The following is a 22,431-nucleotide window of genomic DNA, read 5'->3' on the forward strand; positions in this document are numbered from 1 at the left end:
GTGATAGAAAATGGATAAAAAATATTTTAAATACATGTCTCGTGAAGAATGGAATCTAAGAAAATCAGCTGTCGAATATGCTCTGAAAGACAATAAAGTTGATACTGCTGTTAAACTAATCGGTAATTTGGCTCAAAAACATACAAGACTATACAAGTTTTATCGTCCGAGACCGCACTCAATTGAAGCAATAAGAAATTCAGAAATATATATGTGTCGTCCATCGGGTTATAATGACAATGGAGATTGTGCATATATTTCCGACAACAAGTCTCTTTCAAAGTATTTTGTTGAAGTATATAAGCGTGATGAATATGAGCCGTTGCTTCCGTTTATGACAGACGATTTTCACAATAAAATTGGGCAGACAATGGACTCTCACCCGGATTTCATAGAATTTAGTAAAAGATTTAGGGATGAAGCATTAATTGCCTGTATATCCGAGAATTATTCAGAAGAAATGTGGGAGGAATATGCTGATCATTCAAAAGGTTTCTGTGCCGTCTTCGATACAAATGAATTAATTGTTCGCAGTCTTGAATTAGGTTTTTTCATTTACCCTGTTCGGTACGTAGAATCCAGAAATAAATGTACGGATATATGTTTTTCTTCAGAAGATTACAGGGATGATGAATCATTTGATTCTTATACTAAAAAGCATCATTTATCATGTCTGACCAAGGATATGCTGCCATATTCTAAAGAAGGCGAATGGAGACTTATACGATTTAACACTGAAATTTCTGAAGAAGAAAAGGGAAGAAACTACCCCTTTATTAAGCCGCATACTATTATAACAGGGGAAAATATGGATCATAGTTCAGAAGTATACAAGTCTCTGGTAAAGATTTCAAAGGATAATGGAATCGTTCTGTGTCATGCGTGACACAACAATATTCTCAATTCGCATCAATGATCTTTTTGGAGGTGATATAAATGATTTTTAGGATAGAAGACAATGATAGTTCAGATGGAGTACATAGAATTTATCGATTAGTGGATGAGGATTTACCTATAATTAATAAGAATGAACTCGATATTTTTATTGCAAATGAAATAAGAAAGGAAGTTAATGGTGCGAATGACAGAAGAGTTTTAAGTTATTCAAGATCTTTGGGGGTATGTTTACTCAAGTATAATAAATTATCTGACAAGGAAATTCATATTAATAATGAAATTTGTTTTTATGATGATTATGATATTCCTAACACAGAATATGTTGAGTATAAAAATGTAAAGACAGGAGAATTGAATCATTTAGAATTATATGGGCTTCAAGATATAATTTGCGAGTACAATAACAAACATAAAAAGCCAAAAAATGAGAGTGATAAAAACCAAGAAACAACTCCAATAGCAGTATATGATTTTGCAATTGATATTTCAAATAATGAGTTATTGAATGACTATTTGAAATTATTTACTGGGATGGGGCTAAAGAGCCGTGCCTCCCCAGAAAAAGATAAAGAGTTTATATTGTTTCAATCACCTAATGATTATGTCATTAAGAATTACAGTGAATCGGTATACATATTGTATGCATTGGTTTATAAATATGGTATGAAAAAAAAGATACGTAATGAAATTATAAGTGCAATAGATAGTGTATTCGAGAATAGGTTTTCTGACGATGATTGTAATGAACGAGATGGGTTAAAACTTTTAGTTAAATACCTGTTTAACAACCGAGAGGCAGAGCATAAAATGGTTAAAAAGATTATAAAAGATAGTGAAAATAGCGATTGTTATTCATGTTATTTGGATTCTATAACACAATTTCATTCTATTCAACAGCTTTCATTTGAAGAGGCATGTGTATTATATCAATTAAGTGAAAATAATATTTTTTTATCAGAGCGTATTTGGGAAATCTATGCACAGTACTATTTGTAGCTCTGTGTCACGCGTGACACACCCACATTCTAAATTCCCTTGAAAATACTGCCAAACAATGAATTTTATATTATAAAACGGATTGACAGAAAGAAAGTAATATTGTATAATGTAATCACAAATTATTTTATTGGAGGTAATAGCAATGGCAGAAGAAAAGAAAACCGAAAACATAAAAGCACCCGCAGCTGAAGTAAAAGCAGAAGTTGCGACTGAAGTTAAGAAAGAAGCGGTGAATGAAACTAAGACAGAAGCTGTAATTGAAGCTGTCAAGGAAACTGCAAAGAAAGCTACAGCTGAAAAGCCTGCAAAGAAAACTGCTGCCAAAAAATCTCCCGAAAAGAAAACGGCAGCTAAGGCAAAGGCTCCTGCAAAGTCTGCTAAAGAAAAGAAAACTACTTCAAAAACCAAGACAACCAAAACCACAAATGTACCCGTAGCTGAAACAAAGATAGAAGCTGTGACCGAAGTTAAGACAGAAGCTACAAACGAAGTTATTAATGAAGCTGTAAAGGAAGTATCTGCTCCTAAGTCTGAGAAGAAGACTGAAGAGAAGAAATCGGCAGAAAAGAAGCCTGCGACAAAGAAAGCTCCTGCTAAAAAGCCGGCAGCTAAAACAAAAGATGCTTCAAAGACTGCAGCTGCGAAGAAAACTACTACTAAGACTAAAACAACTAAGAACACTGCAAAGACAGAAAAAACAGTCAAGAACGCAACTGCTCCTGTAGAGACAGTTAAGATTCAGTTCTTTGGCGATGAATTTGATCTTGCAGAGATCAAGAAGGCTGTTGAAGCTGATTATAAGAATAAATTCAAGGGCAGTGTTAATTCTATCGAGTTTTACATCAAGCCGGAAGATAAAGCGGTTTATTACGTTATCAACGGCGATTACTCTGATAAGGTAGATCTTTGATAATACAACGGGAACAACTGACTTAGGGTTGCTCCCGTTTTTTTATACCAGATTGAAAATCAGAGCTGATTGTGGTATAATTTGTAATGTAAGTAATGCGAGGAATAGCTCGTATAAACCAAATCGGAATTTGTGCAAGAATGAGGTAATTGTATATGAAAATACTGATCTTCAATGGTGGACCACACAAAGGGAATACATGGCGGCTAACTCAGATTGCAAAGAAGTATATTCAGAAAATTGATAATACGGTCCAGTTTTGTGAAGTACATTTATCAGATATAAATATCCCATTCTGCACTGGATGTAGTAACTGTTTTCGCAAAGGACATAAAACTTGTCCGCATCATAATAAGATGCAGCCAATAATAGATATGATAGAAGAATGCGATGCGGTTATTTTCTCTATCCCCTGTTTTCAGGGGCATTTGCCTGGGATTATGAAAAATTTTACAGATCATATGGCATTTATGCTGCATAGGCCGAGATATTTCAAAAAGAAGGCCCTTATAATCAGTACAACCGGAGGTGTATCTGCTGAGAGTACAACAAAAGCTTTGGCAGCAACTTTGCCCGGGTGGGGCTTTAATAAGTGTTACCAGCTTCCGATAACTGCACTGAGCTGGAATGACTACAAGCCAACTGAGAAGGATCTGCGAAGGACATATGATATCACGAAGAAATTTTACCTTGATGTGAAATCCGGAAAAGCACATGTTCCGGGAGTGGGCGTGCTGATACCGTTTAATTTATTTCAAGCCATATGCGTCGATAATAAGGGTGAAAAAGAATATCCCACTGAGGATAATAACTTTTGGCCGAAATACAATGGTATGAGATATGCACCAGGTATACCAATGACGCATTTTAAACGAGTCATTGGTTGGCTTATATATCAAATTGGAAAGAAACTTTCACAGAAAATGGTGATCACATATAGGAAATAGACTGCCAAATTCTGATTTATCGCAGGAATAAGGAAGGAGTGAACACCATGTGTACATGGTTCTATGCTGAAAAATCTACGCTGTCACCGATCATCACAAAGGCACAGCAGTTACCATTGACCAATACCATAATGAACACTATGGCAAGATCAGCGGAAATGTCGGGCAATATCCGTCCTACCGATATGGCAGCGGTGTTTGCTCCGAACAAGCAAGGCAATATGGCTGTGTTTCCTATGATATGGGGCTTCACTGTCGATGCATCTCCAAAACCGCTTATCAACTGCCGTATCGAAACAGCGGACCAGAAGTCTGTATGGAAAGACTCATGGTTCAGACGGAGATGCGTGATTCCTGCATCTTGGTACTACGAATGGGGCATACCGCCATCTGAGGTCGGCTACCATAACGCAAATGAACAGCGGAACATCAAAAAAGAAAAGTTTGCGATACAGCCTGAAGGTTCTGAGATCACATACCTTGCAGGACTGTACCGCTTTGAGGAGCATAGAGGTGTCCAGATACCGATGTTCGCTGTGATAACAAGAGAATCGGTTGAACCTGTAAGCTCTATCCATGACCGGATGCCTCTTATCCTCGGCAAAGACAGCTTGCGTGATTGGGTGCGCCCCGATGGTGATCCCAGCAGGATAGCGAAAAAGGCTCTGACGAATATGGTCATGGAGAAAGCGATAGACTATCCTGAGCCGAAACCGGAGTTTATGCAAGTATAGTTCAATTGAATATATTGAGGCATATCAGAAATACGGATATGATAATTAATATATCAGGGAGGACTTGTAATGTTAGATACGATAAGAAAACTTATTGACGATATGTCTAAAGAATACGGCGAGGACTTTATCTGGTGGGATAGCAGCGCATTTGGCTTTAGTAAGGAAAGTATAGCCAGGTTCGTAAATGAACTCAAAAGCGAACTTGATCCCGATGACCCCTTTGCCGCAGATGAGATCATCATGGCTGCAAAGTGCGATGCAAATGATGATGTGCTGTTTTATTCGCCAAAACTCAGCGAACTGCGCATCTATCATCTGACTTGGTCGCACTGTCGTGAAAAAGAAGGTTTTCCAACTTGTGTGAGATTTGAGAGTGCCAAGTCTGCGGCAGCTTATATAAAGCAGAATTATGAAGAAGACTATCTCTAATAAGTTAGTATCAACAAGAAGAGAGTTCCGTATATGCCCGATAAGGTCAAAGATGTTCTTTCTGCTTTCGGTGTATAGATAAAACGAAGGACGGTGAAACATGAACAAGGTATATGTAGCGATAGACCTCAAATCCTTTTATGCGTCGGTAGAATGCGTAGAGCTTGGGTTCGATCCGCTGAATACAAATCTTGTAGTAGCAGATAAGAGCCGTACCGAAAAGACAATATGCCTTGCCGTTTCGCCGTCACTCAAAAGCTACGGGATTTCGGGCAGAGCAAGGCTGTTTGAGGTCGTACAGCGTGTGAAAGAGGTCAATGAACAGAGGCAGAAGAAAGCACCCAACAGACAGCTTACTGACAAGAGCTGCATTTACTCGGAGCTTGTGCAGAATCCTTCCCTCGCCGTTGATTATGTGGTAGCAACCCCGCAAATGGCGCACTATATGAAAGTGAGTGCTCAGATCTACGGTATTTACCTGAAATATGTAGCTCCCGAAGATATTTTTGCATACTCGGTGGACGAAGTTTTCATTGATGCCACAGGATATCTTAGCATCTACAACACTGACGGTCACGGTTTTGCCCGTATGCTGATACAGGACGTTCTCGATACAACAGGTATTACTGCTACTGCAGGAGTCGGCCCGAATATGTTTCTGTGCAAGGTCGCTATGGATATTGTGGCGAAGCATATTCGGGCGGATAAGGACGGAGTGCGTATCGCAGAGCTAGATGAACAGACCTATAAGGATAAATGGTGGTCGCACACACCGATAACAGACTTCTGGAGAGTAGGTGCAGGCATAGCAAAACGCCTTGAAACACTCCATATCTACACTATGGGGGATATTGCAAGATGGTCGCTTGACCGCTATCATATCGGCAAGCTGTATAAGCTCTTCGGCAAGAATGCGGAGCTGTTGATAGATCATGCTTGGGGCATTGAACCAACTACCATAGCAGATGTAAAGGCTTACCGTCCGGAAAATCAGAGTATAACATCAGGACAAGTCATGCAAGAGCCTTGCGACTATGAGCGTACTCGGCTGATCGTGTGGGAAATGGCGGATATGCTGTCGCTTGATCTGGTGGATAAGGGGCTTGTGACTGATCAGATCGTGCTGACCGTCGGCTATGACCGTGAGAGCCTTGCGGACGGTCACTATCAGGGCGAAGTGGTTTCCGACCGTTACGGCAGAAATGTTCCCAAACACGCTCACGGTACGCAGAATCTTGATAAGCACACATCGTCCACAAGGAAGATAGTCGAAGCGACAATGGCACTTTTTGACCGTATTTTCGATAAAACGCTACTTGCAAGGCGGATCAGCCTTGTTGCCTGCAACGTCATCAAGGAGAGCGATGTGCCTGAGAGTGAAAGCTACGAACAGCTTTCCCTGTTCGATACGGAGGAAACCATACAGAATCATGAGGATGATGAGAAGGCGCTTGAAAAAGAAAGAGCATTGCAGGAAGCGATGCTCACGATCAAACACAAATTCGGAAAGAATGCCGTTCTTAAAGGTACGAATTTTACGGAAGGTGCTACGGCACGGGAACGCAATAAAACCGTTGGTGGACATCGAGCTTGAGATAGGAGGATAAGATGAAAAAACTATTCAAAGCTATCAGAAATAACGAACTTAATGAGCTCAAAGAAATAATAACAAAAAAACCGGAATTAGTAAATTGCGTGGCGAAACAACCGCCCAAAAAAGACGATGGACAATCACCCTTGCAAGTAGCATTAAAAACGGGAAACTTTGAGATTGCCAAGTATCTTATTTATATGGGGGCAGATCTGAATTTCATGGAAGATGAGTCATGCTGTAATGAGTGGAGAACTCCTGTTATACATGATGCTATCACAGCGGCTGTTATGTGCAGCAGATGGAATACCAATAGTAAATATATGGGTTTTAAGCTCTTCTCGACCAAAGAAAGAGCTGACGATGCTTTTGATACGCTCTGTCTTATGATCAAAAACGGCGCTGATGTTAACGGTATCGATTCTCATGGCAATTCGGGAATATGGAGATTTTGCCTGCAATCCAATCAGGTTTTGCCAAGTTTTAATTATGTTGACCATGTAGAAAGTGATGATCGCTTATTCACCGATGAACTACATGAAGACTTGCGAAGAATACTTACAGCACTGAAAGAAGCCGGAGCTGATCAGCTTTATGCTGCGCCTAATTTTGGCAAATGCCCACTTGAATTTTATACAGAAGGCTCTCTTTCAATAATACTAAAAGAGGTATTTGGCTAATTCTGTTTATTTATCAAAGAGGTGAACACGCTATGCCCGATAATTACGACGATATAAAACACCTCACTCGTCCGCAGTATGATGATCTGCACCCTATGTCCATGAGCGACAGGGCAGCACAGTTCAGCCCTTTTGCAGCTCTCGTTGGTTACGATGATGCAGTAGCCGAGACAGCAAGGCTGACCGACAGCAGAACCGTAATGACAGAGGACGAAATGTCTGAGCTAAACGATAATCTTAACCGGCTGCTTGACAGCTTGGACGAACAACCGGAGATCAGCGTTACCTACTTCGTACCCGATGAGAAGAAGTCAGGCGGTAAGTATGTGGAAAAGGTCGGTGTAGTGAGGATATTTGACAGCTATTCTCAGGAGCTTGTCTTCAAAGACAGGTTCAGGATAAACATTCAGGATATATTCAAGATAGAGTTCAAAGGGTAGTGCTGACCAGTATGTGTACTTGGTTTTATGCTGATTATAAGCCTTTGTCGAACTTCATAGATAAAGCGCAGAAATTACCTCTTGCCGACAAGATCGGAAATGCTATGTCAAAGCCAAAATTCATGGCAGGAAATATTCGTCCAACTGATATGGCAGCTGTGCTTGCACCGGATAAACGATGCAAAATAGCTGTATTTCCTATGATTTGGGGATTTACACATGAAGCTGCATCTAGACCCATCATAAACTGTCGTATTGAATCCGCTGACATAAAACCCTTGTGGAAGGATTCATGGTTCAGGAGAAGATGCGTTATCCCTGCATCCTGGTATTATGAATGGGGCGTACCGCCATCAGAGGGTGACTTATATCATAGAAATGAATACTATAAGATAAAAAAGGAAAAGTATGTGATACAGCCGGAAGGGGCTGAAATCACATACCTTGCAGGACTGTACCGTTTTGAGGAGCATAGAGGTGTTCAGGTGCCGATGTTTGCGGTGATAACAAGAGAATCAGTCGAACCTGTCAGCTCTATCCATGACAGAATGCCGCTTATTCTTGGAAAAGACAGTCTAAGTGAGTGGATACATCCTAACGGTGATCCTGATAAGATAGCAAAAACGGCTTTGACGAAGATGGTAATGGAAAAAGCGAGGGATTATCCTGAGTCGTAATATGAGATAACAGCAATAGGGCGATGGAGTTAATCGCCCTATTCTTATAGTTGTATGTATCAATTTATATGTCTATATAATCCAAACTATCAGAAGTTAACGCTTCACTTTTAATGAGATCATCATACCAAGTGCGAATTACATTATTGTCAAACATATACTGGATGGCTCTTAACTTGTTTGAAGGATTATATACACTGGTATCCGGAAAATATTGAAAATTACAATTTACTTTATTTAGTATTTGAAGTTTTCCAGATTTTTGAAGCTCATTGAAATCTGGTAAGAGTGTAGGAGCTTTATCGTAAAGAAGAGTTGAAACATTTGAATAAGGATACTTATCGACTATATTTTTAGCAAAATAAGGAATGATTGAACTATCTTCAATATTCAAGTATAAATGTGTAAAAGGCGTAATATCAACTATGCTTCCGTGAATGTAGCCACTTCCTCCGAACCTTTGGACTTCTTCAGATATAGCACTTAAATTATCATGTATAGGTTTAAGAAATTGCTTCATTTTTTGATAGTATTCATCTATGTGAATATAATAATACCTTGGATCATTATGCGACAATGGGCGAATTTTACCTCCTTCCAAGAGGGATATTCTATCAAAATTATCTCTGAGTAGGAACATATACAATTTGTTCTTTTTTAACATAAGGATATCGTCACTTGACTTGAAACTGGAAATATATATTCCTTTTGTTAGGTTAAAATACAGATAACTATCTCTTGATATCTTATATATGCCGTCCAGATAATGCAAAAATGGATCATATCCATACCATTTAGCAGTAGTAAATGCTTTTAATTTGAATTCTTTTGGAGAATAACCAATCTGATTATCATGAAGCACAAAAGCACCATTCGATTGTCTAATTATACCGTTTCTATGAGTATGACCACTAACGTAAATCCAGTTTTCGTTTAGTGGTTGATCAGTCCAATTATCATAAGGGCAGTGAGTCAATACTATGATCCGCCTGTCGCCTACACATCTGCTTAGTTTATTGTAGACAGTTGCAAATCTTTCGGTTTGAATCATGTCTTTTTCAACAGTTTGCAGAGTATGTCTGTACAGTCCATTATTTGCATTATATAATGGGCATAATCCGGAAAAGCCAGTTCCCCCAAGGATTATAAAACCCGTTCCTAATTTATGCTTGATTTCTTCTTCAGACATTTTTAATATTGTATTTTCGTCTATTAATCCTCCCGGAAAAGTAAAAATTGAATTTTGGAGCATTTTTATCCCAAATTTATCAAATATAGTTCTATTATATTGTGCAGAGATATAGTCAACAGATGGAGGTACAAGAACTTCATCAGGATTATAATGACCATACCAAAGCTCGTGATTCCCTAAAACAGACACTATTTCGTACGCATCCCATTTTTCCGAAAGATACTCGTAAAAATGATACAAAACAGGAAAGGAATGTGCAACATCACCACCGATAAGTAGAAAACTGTCAACCGCAGGTTTGATTCCATCGATCATTTCGTCAACTTTTTGCTCAACATATTCATATAGCTTTGATAGTTTTACGTCTTTTTCATCTGGAAATGTATTATGAAATTGATGTTCAAGATGGAGATCTGATATATAGTATATTGTTCTTTGATTATTTCTATCATCTGAAAAATCATATATTTGAGGAATTGATGATGAGACAGGCTCTACTTCATAAATTGAATCAGGTAGATCACATTCTGAAGCATCAAGTTTTATAATTGTATTGTATACAACTTTTCGCTTTTTTTGAATATAATCAACTGTTGCACTGGGTAGAAATTGTTCCAAGATATTTTTCTGCTCATTTACTTCGATAATTTGCTTAAGAACATCCTCATTTATCACGGCTAACATATAATTGATAAATGCTTTATCCGATATGATTTTCTGAGGAATGTTTTTTAATAGTTTTGTTATTAGCAATTTCTCATCTAAATAACCGTTTTTAATTCTAAAATTTGCTATATAGTCTATTACCTCTTTACACATATCTATAGTCAAATACCTATGAGGAATATCCTTAAACATTTTGATGTCACTGTTGAATGCATTAATGCATCTTTTTTTATTCTTAAATTTATCTGGTATATAGTCAAAAGCCATGAATGTATTATCAAGTGCTTTGTCCACAATAACCGTATCAATATAGTTTTCAGGCACATATTTTATTGCGATTCCGTTCTTTGATATTGCAACATCACAGATTTCCTTTGTTCGATACTGCTTTGGAATATTTTTTAAACTAAGTGGTTGAGCATTTACTGATGCATATACAATATCTTTATCTATAATATTGTCCGGAATAAACTTTATTGGATAGACTCCTTTTTCTTTTTTTCTTATGTTTCTTTCCATTTCAGGAGAAACATAAGGAAAGAAAAATCTTGCAGCCGAGCCTATTGGTTCAGAACTAACTGCCTGTAAAGCAAGTTCTTTGTCTATATAATCAACTGGAACAAATTCAATTGCCAATCCATCACTCGCAACAGCAGCAAGACAAAGGTTTCGGTCTTTAAGTTCTTTAGGGACATACTGCAAAGCCATTCCTTCTGATTTTACAGCTTTTAAACAGATTTCGTATGTTTTAAGTCTTTTAGAGGCATACTGCAACGAAAATGGATTTTCACTAATTGCCGCTTCGACCATCTGTGATGATTGCTCTTTTTTATATGTATTTTTAAGTAGTTGCATTGCACCAGTTGATTTGAATCCGACTGGAATATCAATACTTTTGCTGATATCTGTTATAGTTAAGTTATTTGTTAATTTCAATTCATTATCGTTCAATATCATTACCACCTTTATTTCAGATTACATTTGTCCATAATACTGATTAAGACAATATGCAGCTGCCCAAAATCAAAAATTTACAATCCCGACATCTTAATACACTTATAAGTGTTGCTTATGTTTTTATATTATACTTTGATTATAATCGATTTTCCACTTTTTTTCAATATTAATCCTTAACAGAACTAAAGTTATAATATTATCTAAAACACCAAAAGCCTATCAGATTTTATGGCAAAGGATAAGCGTTTTTTATTGTATGTTGATTACATATAAATAAGAGTATACCTTGATCGTTTAGATAAATTGATTGCTGTTTTGTTGTGCAAATAGTAGAAATTATCGGCTAATATTATTGACGATAATTAAAATGTTGACAAATCCACTATAAAAAGGTATAATAAATTAAATAGTATAAAGGCAAAACTACTGAAAAGTAGTGACGCAAAGCCAAGGGTCTAAGCCGATGGGTATGACAGCCGGTTGCCGAGAACTTAACGTTCTTGTAGATAAGTAGGTTATGGGCAATGCGTTTTTCGCATTGCTTTTTTGTTTTGTGAAATATAATTGAGAAAGGGTGGTTTTATGAAGAACAAACTAGCTTTGAAAGTATTGAGTGCTGTAACTTCGTTTGCATTAGTTTTTAGTACTAGTGGCGCATTGCCAAATAAAATACTTGAAAAGGATAATGCTATTCAGGCAAGCGCGGCATCCATAGATAATATAACATTGTCTGGTTATTGCTGGCATGATATATATTATCTTATGAAAAATGAGTCCGCCAAAGATGATAAGTATGGATTCTTAGAAGGAAATAGCAATTATAGTGATGAGGGCTTTAGTAATGCAAAAGTCAAATTGGTCAATAAAAAAACAAATTCTGTAATAAATACATATACCGATGAAAATGGATACTATAAATTTGAAAACGTTTCTGCATCAAACTTAGCTAACTATTCTATTGAATTGGAATATAATGGTCTTAACTACACTACATCACCAACAAATTATGATTTCAATTCAGCATCATTTAATAGCACATCAAAAGCTGATGAAGATATTAATAGAAGAAACGTAATCAATAGAATGGGTTTGAATATTACATCTGGTAAACTGTCGGATGATAATTATACTATATCTGCATCAATATCTGGTGATTTCATTTCCAATTATTACAAGCAGTTAAGTAATAATGAAAAAACTAACGTAAATAACATTGATTATTTGAATATAGGTCTATATGACCGTGCAAGGCCTAACTTATCGCTTTATAATGTTATATATGCTGTTGAATTAATAGATGATGGAGATAAGTATGTTTTTAACTATAATCAAAAATTAAGTAATGGAGATGATGAAAGTTTACCATATAGCGTAGATTTTGATAATGACTATAGAGATCCTATTACTAAACGTGAAGTAATAAAATTAACAAATGATAATTCATCCGAAATTAATGTCATTTATCGAATTCGTTGTGGAAATTATAGTAGTTCTTTATATAGTAAAATTAATTCATTGAATTTATTCTATCCTAATAATTTAGAATTAGAAGGATTATATTTCGCATCAGAGGATTCATCTGAAAATATAGGTGATAAAATAGAATATCATAGTGATAATATCAATAATCCTCTAATTGAACTTTTAAATGGTTATATATGTAAAAAAGTGGTTTTTGATGATCCCATTTGTCTTGGATATCGTACTCAACTTTCGGTTGGGCAATTTAAAAACATTTATGTAAAGTATAGAGTTAAATCAGCATTGGAAGATATATTAGGACAAGACCTCGGAATAAAAGTGTATAGTGAAATAGGAAGTTATTCAGTATATTCAGATAATAATTTCGCTGTTCCATACTTAGGCTATGATTATGACTCTACACCTAATAACTTTATTGACGGGATAAATACAGAGGACGACGATGATGGTGCAGGCGGTTTTAAAGTGTTATTAAGAACAGAATTACATGATAACGGAGAGCCGGATAACCACAAATATTCGCCAATAATAAAAAAAGAGCCTACTTGTACAGAAGCGGGAATAAGAAAATATAAATGCAAATGCGGTGACAGTTATACCGAAGAAATCCCAAAGCTCGGTCATGACTTAACTACAAAAGTAGTCGAACCCACCTATACTGAAAGAGGCTATACTCTCCATTCATGTACACGATGTGACTATTCTTACAAAGATAACTATACAGATGTTCTTGGTAGTAATATATCCGGTGATATCCTTTATGATGAAGAGTATGGTAGATGGTACGTAATAGATGACAAAGGAAATAAAATGCCATTAACCTGTAATTATGATCCTGACATCGATGCTTGGTATGCCCCAAACGGAAAGAAAGTCAATGTTTTGTATTGCGATGATGTTAATTATCCGAATCACGAATTTCCAGATAGAGTAGCCTACATTGTATTACCTAATGGAGAAGCAATGCTACTAAAGAATTACGGTTATTATAATACGATCTATGAAACAATTGATGGTTATAAAGTGTCTGCAATAGGTAATAATTTTGATGTGCCATGGGCAAACGATGGTAATTATGGACTCATTGATCCTAACAATGAAAATTCAGGCAGAAAAATAACAATACCAGATTATGTTACATATTGTGGACCATCAAGTATGGCTACATGGGGACTGGATGAACTCCAATTATCTAATAACTTGCTCTGTATCGAGAATTCAGCTTTTATGGTCTATGATGGGACATTAATGAACAATACCACGCTTAATGATCTTAAGTTAAATGATGGATTAAAGTATATCGGAGATAAAGCATTCTTTGGATATGGTGCATTAACTTCTGTTAGAATTCCCTCTTCAGTAGCTCATATCGGTGATTATGCTTTTGGTTATTGTACAGATATAGAAAAGCTGCAGGAGGACATGGAAACCCATATAGATGACGAAAGTTTTGACTGGAGATCTTCCAAAAAGTATTACAAGAAAATTGAAGATTTCACAATATATGGTTATAAAGGAACTGAAGCAGAAAACTATGCCAACAAGAACGATTTTAAATTTATAGCACTAGATAAAGAGGTAAGCAATCCCAAAACCTATATCAGAGGAGATGTCAATTCAGACAAAAAGCTCAACGTTACTGATATAACTAAGATTGCAGCACATATCAAAGGTAAAAAGCTTCTTGATGATAATGCTAAAATAATTGCCGATGTTAATAATGATGGAAAGATCAATGTTACCGACATAACCAAAATCGCTGCACATATTAAAGGTAAAAAGCTGTTAGATCTTTCTGAGATACCTTTTTCAGATGAAGAAGATATTGGTGAAATATTCTTTTCACCTGTTGATTCTGATCATATAGCGACAGCAAATGATGGAGTATCGATGTATGCCGATAATGAGATCCTTGTAGTTGCCGCTGATGGTGTGACAAAGAATCAGATTGAAAATCTTGCCAAGCAATATGATGCTGAGATTGTTGGTTACATCGAAAAGACTGGTGATTATCAGTGGAAGCTGAACAGCGGAGATCCAAACGTTGTTGTTGTTGAGCTTAGAAATAATGATTTGTTAGTTGAGGTTGAATTGAACTATATTTCTGAAGTCGAAACAGAAAATTATAATGTGGGTAATCGTTGGAATTCAGATCCGCATGGAGGAACAGAACTAAACCAAAATAATGCTGAATGGTGGGGCATTAATAGAATTAAAGCTCCTGCTGCATGGAGAATAATGGAAGAAAATAACCCAGTTCCCGTTAAGGTTGGCTTGATTGATGGCGGTTTTAATGAAAAACATAACGATTTGGATTTCGCTGAAAATGGTATTTTCTATCAGAATGGTAAAAATGGTACACAATTGTTTTCTGAATGGAGAAATCAAACTGTAACAAAAGATGGTATACAATATGATAAGACATTTTATTATACTTATCACGGTTCTCATGTTGCTGGTACTATGGCTGCTAATGGTCAAAACGAAAATGGAATAATCGGAGTTTATCCATATGGTAACGATAGGCTGTATGGTGTTTCAATTCATGGGGCAGAGGGTAATTTTTCATCTGATAATTCACCTACAAAGGTAAACGATAAGGCATCTTCGATGCAGTATAAAGTCGCATTATCAGAACTTATTGTACGAAATGTCAAAGTGATTAATTATAGTTACGGATGGCATGCAATCAAACGATATAAGAACGATGGTTCTCTCTGTCCTCAAATTGAAAGTCGTGATAAATCTATTGCTATAACTACAGATTTTTTAAACAGATTGTTAAAATGCGGATATGATTTTGTTATTGTTTGTGCAGCTGGTAATGACTCAAATAATAATCAAACGTTAAGAAATAATGTAGATCATTTAGAAAGTGAATATTCTTCCGTATTTGCCGGAATAACTGACCCCGAAATCAAAGCAAGGATTATTGTTGTTGGATCGATAGATAATAATAACCGAATATCAGATTTCTCAGATGCAGGAGAACGTGTGGATATATTTGCACCGGGACGTGATATTTGGTCTACATGGTCAGAATATGACAGAAACGGAAACATAATAACAAACCAATATAATGAAATTGACGGAACTTCTATGGCAAGTCCACATATTGCTGGCGTTGCCGCTAATGTGTGGTCAATGAATAATAGTCTCACTGGAAAACAAGTAAAAACTATAGTATGTAATTCAGCTTTAAAAGATGAAAATGGTCATATACTTGAAGCATATACAAGTCCTAATCATTACATAAAGTGGATATGTGATTGCGAAGAAGCTGTTAGGGTTGCGATTAATTCAAGTAATGGTGTTATTGAATTTGATAATGGTAAATCCAATGGTATCATTGAAGGCTGGGTATATAATAATCCAAGTGGAACAAGTGAACATAATAGCGACTGGTCCGGTATTCCTAATATTAAGATACAGGTCTTTGAAGACACTGATGGCACAGGATTCTGGCGACCAATTGATGCGGCTCAAACTACTACGGATTCAGATGGGCATTTTGAAATCATTATACCTGATGGAACTTATAAAGTGACAGCATCTGATGATGATTATGGTTCACAATCAATCTATAACGTAGATGTATATAGAAATCAGGTTACATATGCTGAATGGATTGTTTTTAATAAAAAATTCAGTGGAACAGTAGCGCAGATACCCGGTAAAGATCCAATAAAAACACTTAACAGCAATTCTGAATGGGCATGGAAAGAATACGATCATCCAAATTATGATACTTCTTCAGGATATGATAAACACATCATAATTGATGGTGATAATATCAAGATGGATGGATATCTAGAAGCCGGATTCAAGGACTTTCTCTTTGTTGATGACAAGAATTCAACTAGGAAAGCATTTGAACTTGATTTTCAGAGAGATCAGACAAGCCAATACGATAGTGAATATGATTGGCATAGTATGTATGGCGGTGGTTTCCTGTTTAACACGTCTATAAATGAAGAGAAGAATACCATAAGCGGTTACTATATCCTTATCACACAATATGGACTTGAATTGTTTGAAATCAATGATATAGCACTTGACACTTTCAGAAACACTGAATATACAGGCAAATTATTAGAAACATTTAGTTTTGATAACAGATTTGAAAAGCATCATATAAGGATAGATGTTTCTGAAAATAGTGTTTCATTGTACGATGGTGAGAAACTTGTAATTGACAATTATAAATTAAACCAAAGACACGGAAACGGTTTTGGCCCCATAACAAGCCATCTATCTCATGGTTGTGAGCAACGATCGTACTTTACTTTCTCTAATATTACAATGCAGACCATGTAGAAAAATAGATGTTAAATTTCTTTAACCGAAATAAAGCCCCTGCTTGGAATCAAAATCCAGCAGGGGCTGATTTTTAGTTTGAGGTATATTTTACTTTTATGCTCATCACTTTATGATAATAGTAACAGCATTTTTGATAGCATTTTCAGTACCCCACTTGCCGTTCACTCTTGCAGCGATAGCGACTTTATAGGTTTTGCCCGGGGTGAGATTCTTGGGCGAAGTGTAAACTGTGCCGGTTATATTCTGTGTCTGAACTCTCCACTTGCCTGCTAGATAAACAGCAATTCCGTACCTGTCAGCACCTTCGACTTTGTCCCATGTGAATCTTACCTGGTGATACTGTTCGCTGTATTCTACCTTGATGTTGGTGGGATATGTGATCTTTGTTTCTTCTTCGATAGGTAAGCGCTTGTAGGTGTTCTTTCCTACGTTTTCGATTACAGCATATTCACCGTCACCGCTGACAACAGTTGAAGTGTCTTTTGCGTTTACCCAGCCTTTACCATTTGTAAGAAGACCATTTTGGGCTATGTTTGTGAAATTTTCACCGATTGTAATAGATTTCAAACTGTAACATTTATTAAATAAGTTGCCTAAAAAACTCTCATTTCTTGTATCAAAATTACTCAGATCCAAAGTTGTCAGAGCTGAACAGTTCGAGAACATCAAATAATAACTTGAAACGTTGCTTGTGACAAAGCTGCTTAGGTCAAGAGTTGTAAGATTGCGACAATCATAGAACATAGAAAACATAGTTGTGACATTGCTTGTATCAAAACTGCTTACATCAATCGAGATCAGACCAGAACAACCTTCGAACATACAGGTCATATCTATAACTTTGCATGTATCAAAGTTGCTCAGATCGAGAGTAGTCAGTTTGGTACAATCTCTGAACATTCCTCTCATATTTGTAACGTTGCTTGTATCAAAACTGCTTATATCCAGTGAGTGCAAGCTTGAACAACCGTCGAACATAATACCCATATCTGTAACTTTGCTTGTATCAAAACTACTAAGATCAATTGTAGTTAGGCTGTTACAGCCGTAGAACATACCATTTGTAATTGTAACATTGCTTGTATCAAAGCTGCTCAGGTCAAGATTTGTCAGGTTGCTACAATCTTTGAACATATAGAACATAGATGTTACGTTGCTTGTGTCGAATTTGCTCACATCAAGAGTTGTTAAGCCTGAACAACCATCGAACATACCATCCATATCTGTAACTTTACTTGTATCAAAACTGCTAACATCAAGAGTAGTCAAGCTTGAGCAATCACTGAACATACTGTCCATATCTGTAACTTTGCTTGTATCAAATCCACTTATTTCGAGTGTGGTCAGTTCAGGAAGATTACCAAACATACATTGCATAGTTTTAACATTGCTTGTGTTTACATTTTTTAGGTCAATTGAAGTACAATAATAAAAGCCTGTAAAAAAAGCGCTACAGTCTTCAGGTAATATCGTACCTTCATAGGCTGTAATGGATTTTACTTTACGTCTGTAACTAAATTTAAGATCGTTTAACTCCGTATCGTCTATTAAACCAAAAAGCGTAAGCTTACCTGTTTCTGTGTCGAAGGAATAGCAACGACCTTCGATGATTTCAGCTGCCTGCGCGGTTATACTTTGTGTTATAACAGGCGCACCGTAGCTGACAACACCAGCAGTCATGCATAGTGACATCAATACTGCTAATACTTTTTTCATCTTCATAAATATGCCCTCCTAAATTAAATCGGGTTAAATACATTAATATATTTAACATATAAATTATAATATCATCAATTGAATTTGTCAACAGTTATCTTGCTATTTTCCAGTAAAATGTCAATTATTATTGTGAATAGTAGTCTTTCTGTTCTCTAATTAATTTAAAGTATGTGTGAAAATTCGTTGTAGGGTAGGGGCGTGATGATGTTATATCATCTTCTTTTTTAGCATCTGTTCCTAAGAAGACAGAACATAAGCTCAAGCATAGGCTTCTTTCTGTATGTCTGTATAGCGTTTCTGACCGAAACGAGCCGCCAATTATCTATATTATAATCTTTCGGAAGGGGAGTGGGTTCATCAAATTCATCAAGCACAGCTTCTTTATTAGGCTTGGTAGCATCTTTTGGTATAGAAACCAAAACTCCGACTTCGTGAGGAAGATCATTTAATTCTTCATGCAAAAGTTCTTTGTATGTCTGCATGGTCATCACTAAATAATTGTATTCACAAAAGTAATTCTGTCCAAAGCCTGATTTAAAGTCAGATTTACAAGACTTCACCTCGTAACCCTTGAATACACCTTTTTCAATTCCGTCAATACTCAGTTGATTAACAGGAACGAATTCCATATTTTCGACTACAAGCCCACCCGGGAAGGCGAAAATGAACAGGCCTTCCTGAAGGGCTTTGACGGATATCTGGTGCGTGACGGATACAGCGGATATCATGTGGTTACCGGTGTAAAGCACTGCGGTTGCATGACTCATGTTCGCCGTTATTTCGTCAATGCACTGCCGAAGGATAAGTCCGCACAGGAAACGTCGGTTGCAGCAGAAGCGGTCAGATACTTTGAGCGGATATACCATGAAGAAAACCTGATGTCAGACATGACGGCTGAGGAAAGATATGAGCAGCGTCTGGCGAAGGTAAAGCCTTTGCTCGATGCTTTCTTTGCGTGGCTTGAAACGCTTCATGTCAGCGGAAAGAGTGCTCTTGCCAAGTCAGTTGCTTATGCACTGAATGAAAAGCCGTATCTATACACTTTTCTGGAGAACGGGAATGTTCCCATAGACAATAACCGTGCCGAAAATGCCATAAGGCCCTTTGCTGTGGGCAGGAAGAACTGGATGCACAGCAATACGGCGAGCGGTGCAAAAGCGAGTGCAGCGCTGTATTCCATTGTTGCCACGGCTCAGGCTAACGGGCTGAATACAGAGAAGTATCTGACAGAGCTGTTCTCACATCCGGCAGGAACAATTCTCCTTCCATCCACTATATGATATTCAGACAGGCTCACCGAGGTGAGCCTGTCTCTTTGATACTATGTATCGGCGGTTTACGCTTACACTTATTCTGCCACTATGAAAGAATTGTTTTAGATGCTGGAAATAATTGAGTTATTCTTCTGTCATATCAATGAATATATCTTCTAATGCCATTGCGTAACTCATTGATTTATAATATAACTCAACAACTATTTCGAATGTACTTGAAAACTCTGTTGATAAAAAATTGTGAGCCACACAGTTTCGTTGTTTTTTTATCTCAAGAAACGATTGCTCAGCATCATCAAAATTGATTTTTAGACAATCATTAATTGCATCATATTTTTCAAATTCTTTATCTATGTTTTTAAGACTAGATATATCTTCAAGTTTACGTAGTATTTCTTCAATTTGACTTATTATCTCATTGTTTAGAAATTCAAATCTTGTTTTTACCTTATCCCTAAATGTAATTCCTCCCCAGAAATTATAAAACTGAGAAGCATCTAAACTTGGATTTGTATAAAATTTTTTAAATGCGATTTCAGGTAGTTTATCAATATCGCCCTTGTTCTTTACATTATTAGCTAAACTTTGCCAGAGCGATTTGGGATGATAAAGAAAAGCATTAATTTTATCCTTAATTGAACTCTCGTATTTGCTTGCAACAAGTAATATGAGAGTTCTTGGATAATATTCAATTATTTTTCTTTCGAATTTAATCGTTTTAACATCCGCATAGTATTCATCAATTGTCTTATTGATATCCTGATATTTTGAAACTTCAAATGCCATTTTCAATTACTCCTTATCGAGCGAAATAATTGACTTGGCAATTTCTATTCTTCTTAGAACATTATTTCTTGAAGTAGAACTTGATTGTGTCAGTGCTTCAAACTCCTTATTGTTTTTTAGCGTAACGAAATCAGCGGAATTTATTGTGCCTTCTACAAGACAGTTATTTTGATATGCTTCACTGCATACAGCAACAAAAACTGCTTCAAATATGGAAATTGCAAATTTTCCGTTTGTTTTATAAAATGCCTTTTCTTCAAGTAAGGAACAGGAGGTTAGAAACGAATCAAATAATCTTTCACAATATTCAATTTTATCATTATTGAATTTCTTACTATCTTGAGAATAATCGTTTAGGAAAGTTAACATTTTCGGACTGTATTCTTTCCATTTTTCAAGCAAGGCAAATGCACGTAATATAAGTTCAACATCTCTACTGTGTATCTCTAAATTCTCGCTTCCAATAATCTTACGCCATTTATCATTACAATTTATACGAAGCATCATATCGTAAAACGGACAATAATATAGACTCGCTCTTATTTCTTGTGGAGTAAGTTTAACTCCGCCGGTATTAAGTCTATTGAAGATCTCATACATAGAATCTTTGTTATCATCAGGTTTATTTTGTCTTATCATGATTGCTCTTACATATCTTCTAAGACGGAATTTTAATTTCATTTCTTCCAGATCATCAAATTTTTTCTTGTAGTATCTACTCGTTTCATCTAAAACAAGATTGAAATCTTTAAAAAGCTGATTATCATCAAGTAAAGACTCAAAAGATTTTCCTTCCTGAAGTTTTTGTTTTATAAGATTTCTTGTCCTATTATTCTTAGGAAATCTTCCTTTAACAAAAAAGTATATTGATAGTATTCTTTGTTGTCCATCAATAATCTTATATGTTGATTCTTCATCATCATCTATATAAACAAATAATTCAGGGACAGGTAGCCCAAGAATAAGTGATTCAATAAATCTTGAAGCACGTTTTATATCCCATACATATTTACGCTGAAATAAAGGCATTTCTATAATATTACTATCTATCAATTCAACGATATTTGAGGGATTCCAGTCACGAGGTGCTGAAGTAATATCATATTCCAATATATCTTCCTCACATTCTTCGTTAGATGTATCTTCAACATCAAGTTCAAATTCTTCATTTAATTTTTCATTCATAGTATATTACACTCTCCTTTTATTATTCAAAATAAAATGTAATTTTATAATATCATATTAAGTAGAAAAAAGCAAGACAACCGCATATCCTACAAAAATATTAACTTTATTATTCTTTTTGATATGAAATCATCATTGCTTTTTTAGCAAAATGCTATTTATACAGCCCTTGTACTTTCCAAGGTGTTAACCGCCATTCACCATTGTTTCTCCATGGTGAAGCAGTTCCGTCATTTGTAATTTTATTGAGAATACTATTTGGCAACATATCAGGTCTTATTTTGGTGTTTTAGATATTCCGTATATGTATATATATTTTCAGTGCCAATTAGCTTTTCAAGAAAGGATTTAAATGTTGGATCAGTTTGAATAGTAAGAAAAAGAATAAGCCTCTTTTTGGGCCTTGAACAGCAAACGTAAAATAAATTACGATTTCATTCCAAGAAGAACTATCCCTATCCGTTTGAGTATCTTCAAAAACTTTCTCATTGGTATCTCCTCTAAATACCGATTTAGTAAAGGAAGCCTCATGCTTCCTCCACA

The 22,431-nt window shown here is 36.1% G+C and carries 17 protein-coding genes and 1 riboswitch; of the genes, 12 read left to right on the top strand and 5 right to left on the bottom strand.

What is annotated here, in order from left to right; genetic code table 11:
- Positions 1-10: 10 nt before the first annotated feature.
- The 10 genes from N773_RS0118265 to N773_RS0118310 all read left to right on the top strand — a co-directional run bounded on the left by N773_RS0118265 (position 11) and on the right by N773_RS0118310 (position 8,307).
- Entirely contained in the window at positions 11-886 is an 876-nt protein-coding gene (locus N773_RS0118265; protein WP_024859082.1) for a DUF2971 domain-containing protein, read from the top strand.
- Between the two features lie 50 nt (positions 887-936).
- Positions 937-1,893 (top strand): hypothetical protein, encoded by a 957-nt coding sequence (locus N773_RS0118270; RefSeq protein WP_024859083.1) that lies wholly within the window; start codon positions 937-939, stop codon positions 1,891-1,893.
- Between the two features lie 145 nt (positions 1,894-2,038).
- On the top strand, positions 2,039-2,806 hold the full coding sequence (locus N773_RS21595) for a DUF6465 family protein (protein WP_024859084.1): 768 nt from the start codon (positions 2,039-2,041) through the stop codon (positions 2,804-2,806).
- 155 nt (positions 2,807-2,961) lie between these two features.
- On the top strand, positions 2,962-3,753 hold the full coding sequence (locus N773_RS0118280; protein ID WP_024859085.1) for a flavodoxin family protein: 792 nt from the start codon (positions 2,962-2,964) through the stop codon (positions 3,751-3,753).
- A 47-nt stretch (positions 3,754-3,800) separates the two neighbouring features.
- Entirely contained in the window at positions 3,801-4,487 is a 687-nt protein-coding gene (locus N773_RS0118285; RefSeq protein WP_024859086.1) for an SOS response-associated peptidase family protein, read from the top strand.
- A 69-nt stretch (positions 4,488-4,556) separates the two neighbouring features.
- Positions 4,557-4,919, top strand: a complete 363-nt coding sequence (locus N773_RS0118290; RefSeq protein ID WP_024859087.1) for a hypothetical protein — start codon at positions 4,557-4,559, stop codon at positions 4,917-4,919.
- 100 nt (positions 4,920-5,019) lie between these two features.
- On the top strand, positions 5,020-6,513 hold the full coding sequence (locus tag N773_RS0118295; protein WP_024859088.1) for a DNA methylase: 1,494 nt from the start codon (positions 5,020-5,022) through the stop codon (positions 6,511-6,513).
- Positions 6,514-6,527: 14 nt separating this feature from the next.
- Entirely contained in the window at positions 6,528-7,190 is a 663-nt protein-coding gene (locus N773_RS0118300; protein ID WP_024859089.1) for an ankyrin repeat domain-containing protein, read from the top strand.
- Between the two features lie 32 nt (positions 7,191-7,222).
- Entirely contained in the window at positions 7,223-7,630 is a 408-nt protein-coding gene (locus tag N773_RS0118305) for a hypothetical protein (protein ID WP_024859090.1), read from the top strand.
- An 11-nt stretch (positions 7,631-7,641) separates the two neighbouring features.
- Complete coding sequence (locus tag N773_RS0118310) at positions 7,642-8,307, top strand: SOS response-associated peptidase (RefSeq protein ID WP_024859091.1); 666 nt, start codon at positions 7,642-7,644, stop codon at positions 8,305-8,307.
- Positions 8,308-8,371: 64 nt separating this feature from the next.
- Here the strand turns inward: N773_RS0118310 and N773_RS0118315 are convergent, their stop codons facing one another.
- Positions 8,372-11,116 (bottom strand): DUF4116 domain-containing protein, encoded by a 2,745-nt coding sequence (locus tag N773_RS0118315; protein ID WP_024859092.1) that lies wholly within the window; start codon positions 11,114-11,116, stop codon positions 8,372-8,374.
- A 412-nt stretch (positions 11,117-11,528) separates the two neighbouring features.
- Positions 11,529-11,610, top strand: a riboswitch (cyclic di-GMP riboswitch).
- Positions 11,611-11,704: 94 nt separating this feature from the next.
- On the opposite strand from N773_RS0118315, the gene N773_RS0118320 reads away from it, so the two are divergent.
- The gene (locus N773_RS0118320) at positions 11,705-16,921 is read left to right on the top strand and encodes a S8 family serine peptidase (protein ID WP_024859093.1); all 5,217 of its coding nucleotides are present in this window, start codon (positions 11,705-11,707) and stop codon (positions 16,919-16,921) included.
- A gap of 105 nt (positions 16,922-17,026) precedes the next feature.
- On the opposite strand, the gene N773_RS21600 is transcribed toward N773_RS0118320, so the two are convergent.
- A complete protein-coding gene (locus tag N773_RS21600; protein ID WP_024859094.1) occupies positions 17,027-18,646 on the bottom strand; it encodes a BspA family leucine-rich repeat surface protein in 1,620 nt (539 codons plus the stop codon).
- A 221-nt stretch (positions 18,647-18,867) separates the two neighbouring features.
- A complete protein-coding gene (locus N773_RS0118330; RefSeq protein ID WP_242840458.1) occupies positions 18,868-19,131 on the bottom strand; it encodes a hypothetical protein in 264 nt (87 codons plus the stop codon).
- A 117-nt stretch (positions 19,132-19,248) separates the two neighbouring features.
- Here N773_RS0118330 and tnpC point away from each other — a divergent pair, with 117 nt between their 5' ends.
- Positions 19,249-19,923 (top strand): IS66 family transposase, encoded by a 675-nt coding sequence (gene tnpC / locus N773_RS0118335; RefSeq protein WP_024859096.1) that lies wholly within the window; start codon positions 19,249-19,251, stop codon positions 19,921-19,923.
- A gap of 117 nt (positions 19,924-20,040) precedes the next feature.
- Here tnpC and N773_RS0118340 read toward each other — a convergent pair whose 3' ends face one another.
- Together N773_RS0118340 and N773_RS0118345 are read right to left on the bottom strand one after the other, a co-directional pair.
- Positions 20,041-20,703 (bottom strand): hypothetical protein, encoded by a 663-nt coding sequence (locus tag N773_RS0118340; RefSeq protein ID WP_024859097.1) that lies wholly within the window; start codon positions 20,701-20,703, stop codon positions 20,041-20,043.
- A gap of 6 nt (positions 20,704-20,709) precedes the next feature.
- Positions 20,710-21,888, bottom strand: coding sequence for a DUF262 domain-containing protein (locus tag N773_RS0118345; protein ID WP_024859098.1), 1,179 nt, complete (start codon positions 21,886-21,888; stop codon positions 20,710-20,712).
- Positions 21,889-22,431 lie beyond the last annotated feature (543 nt).

Source organism: Ruminococcus albus AD2013 (assembly GCF_000526775.1).
Classification (GTDB): Bacteria; Bacillota; Clostridia; order Oscillospirales; family Ruminococcaceae; genus Hominimerdicola; species Hominimerdicola alba_A.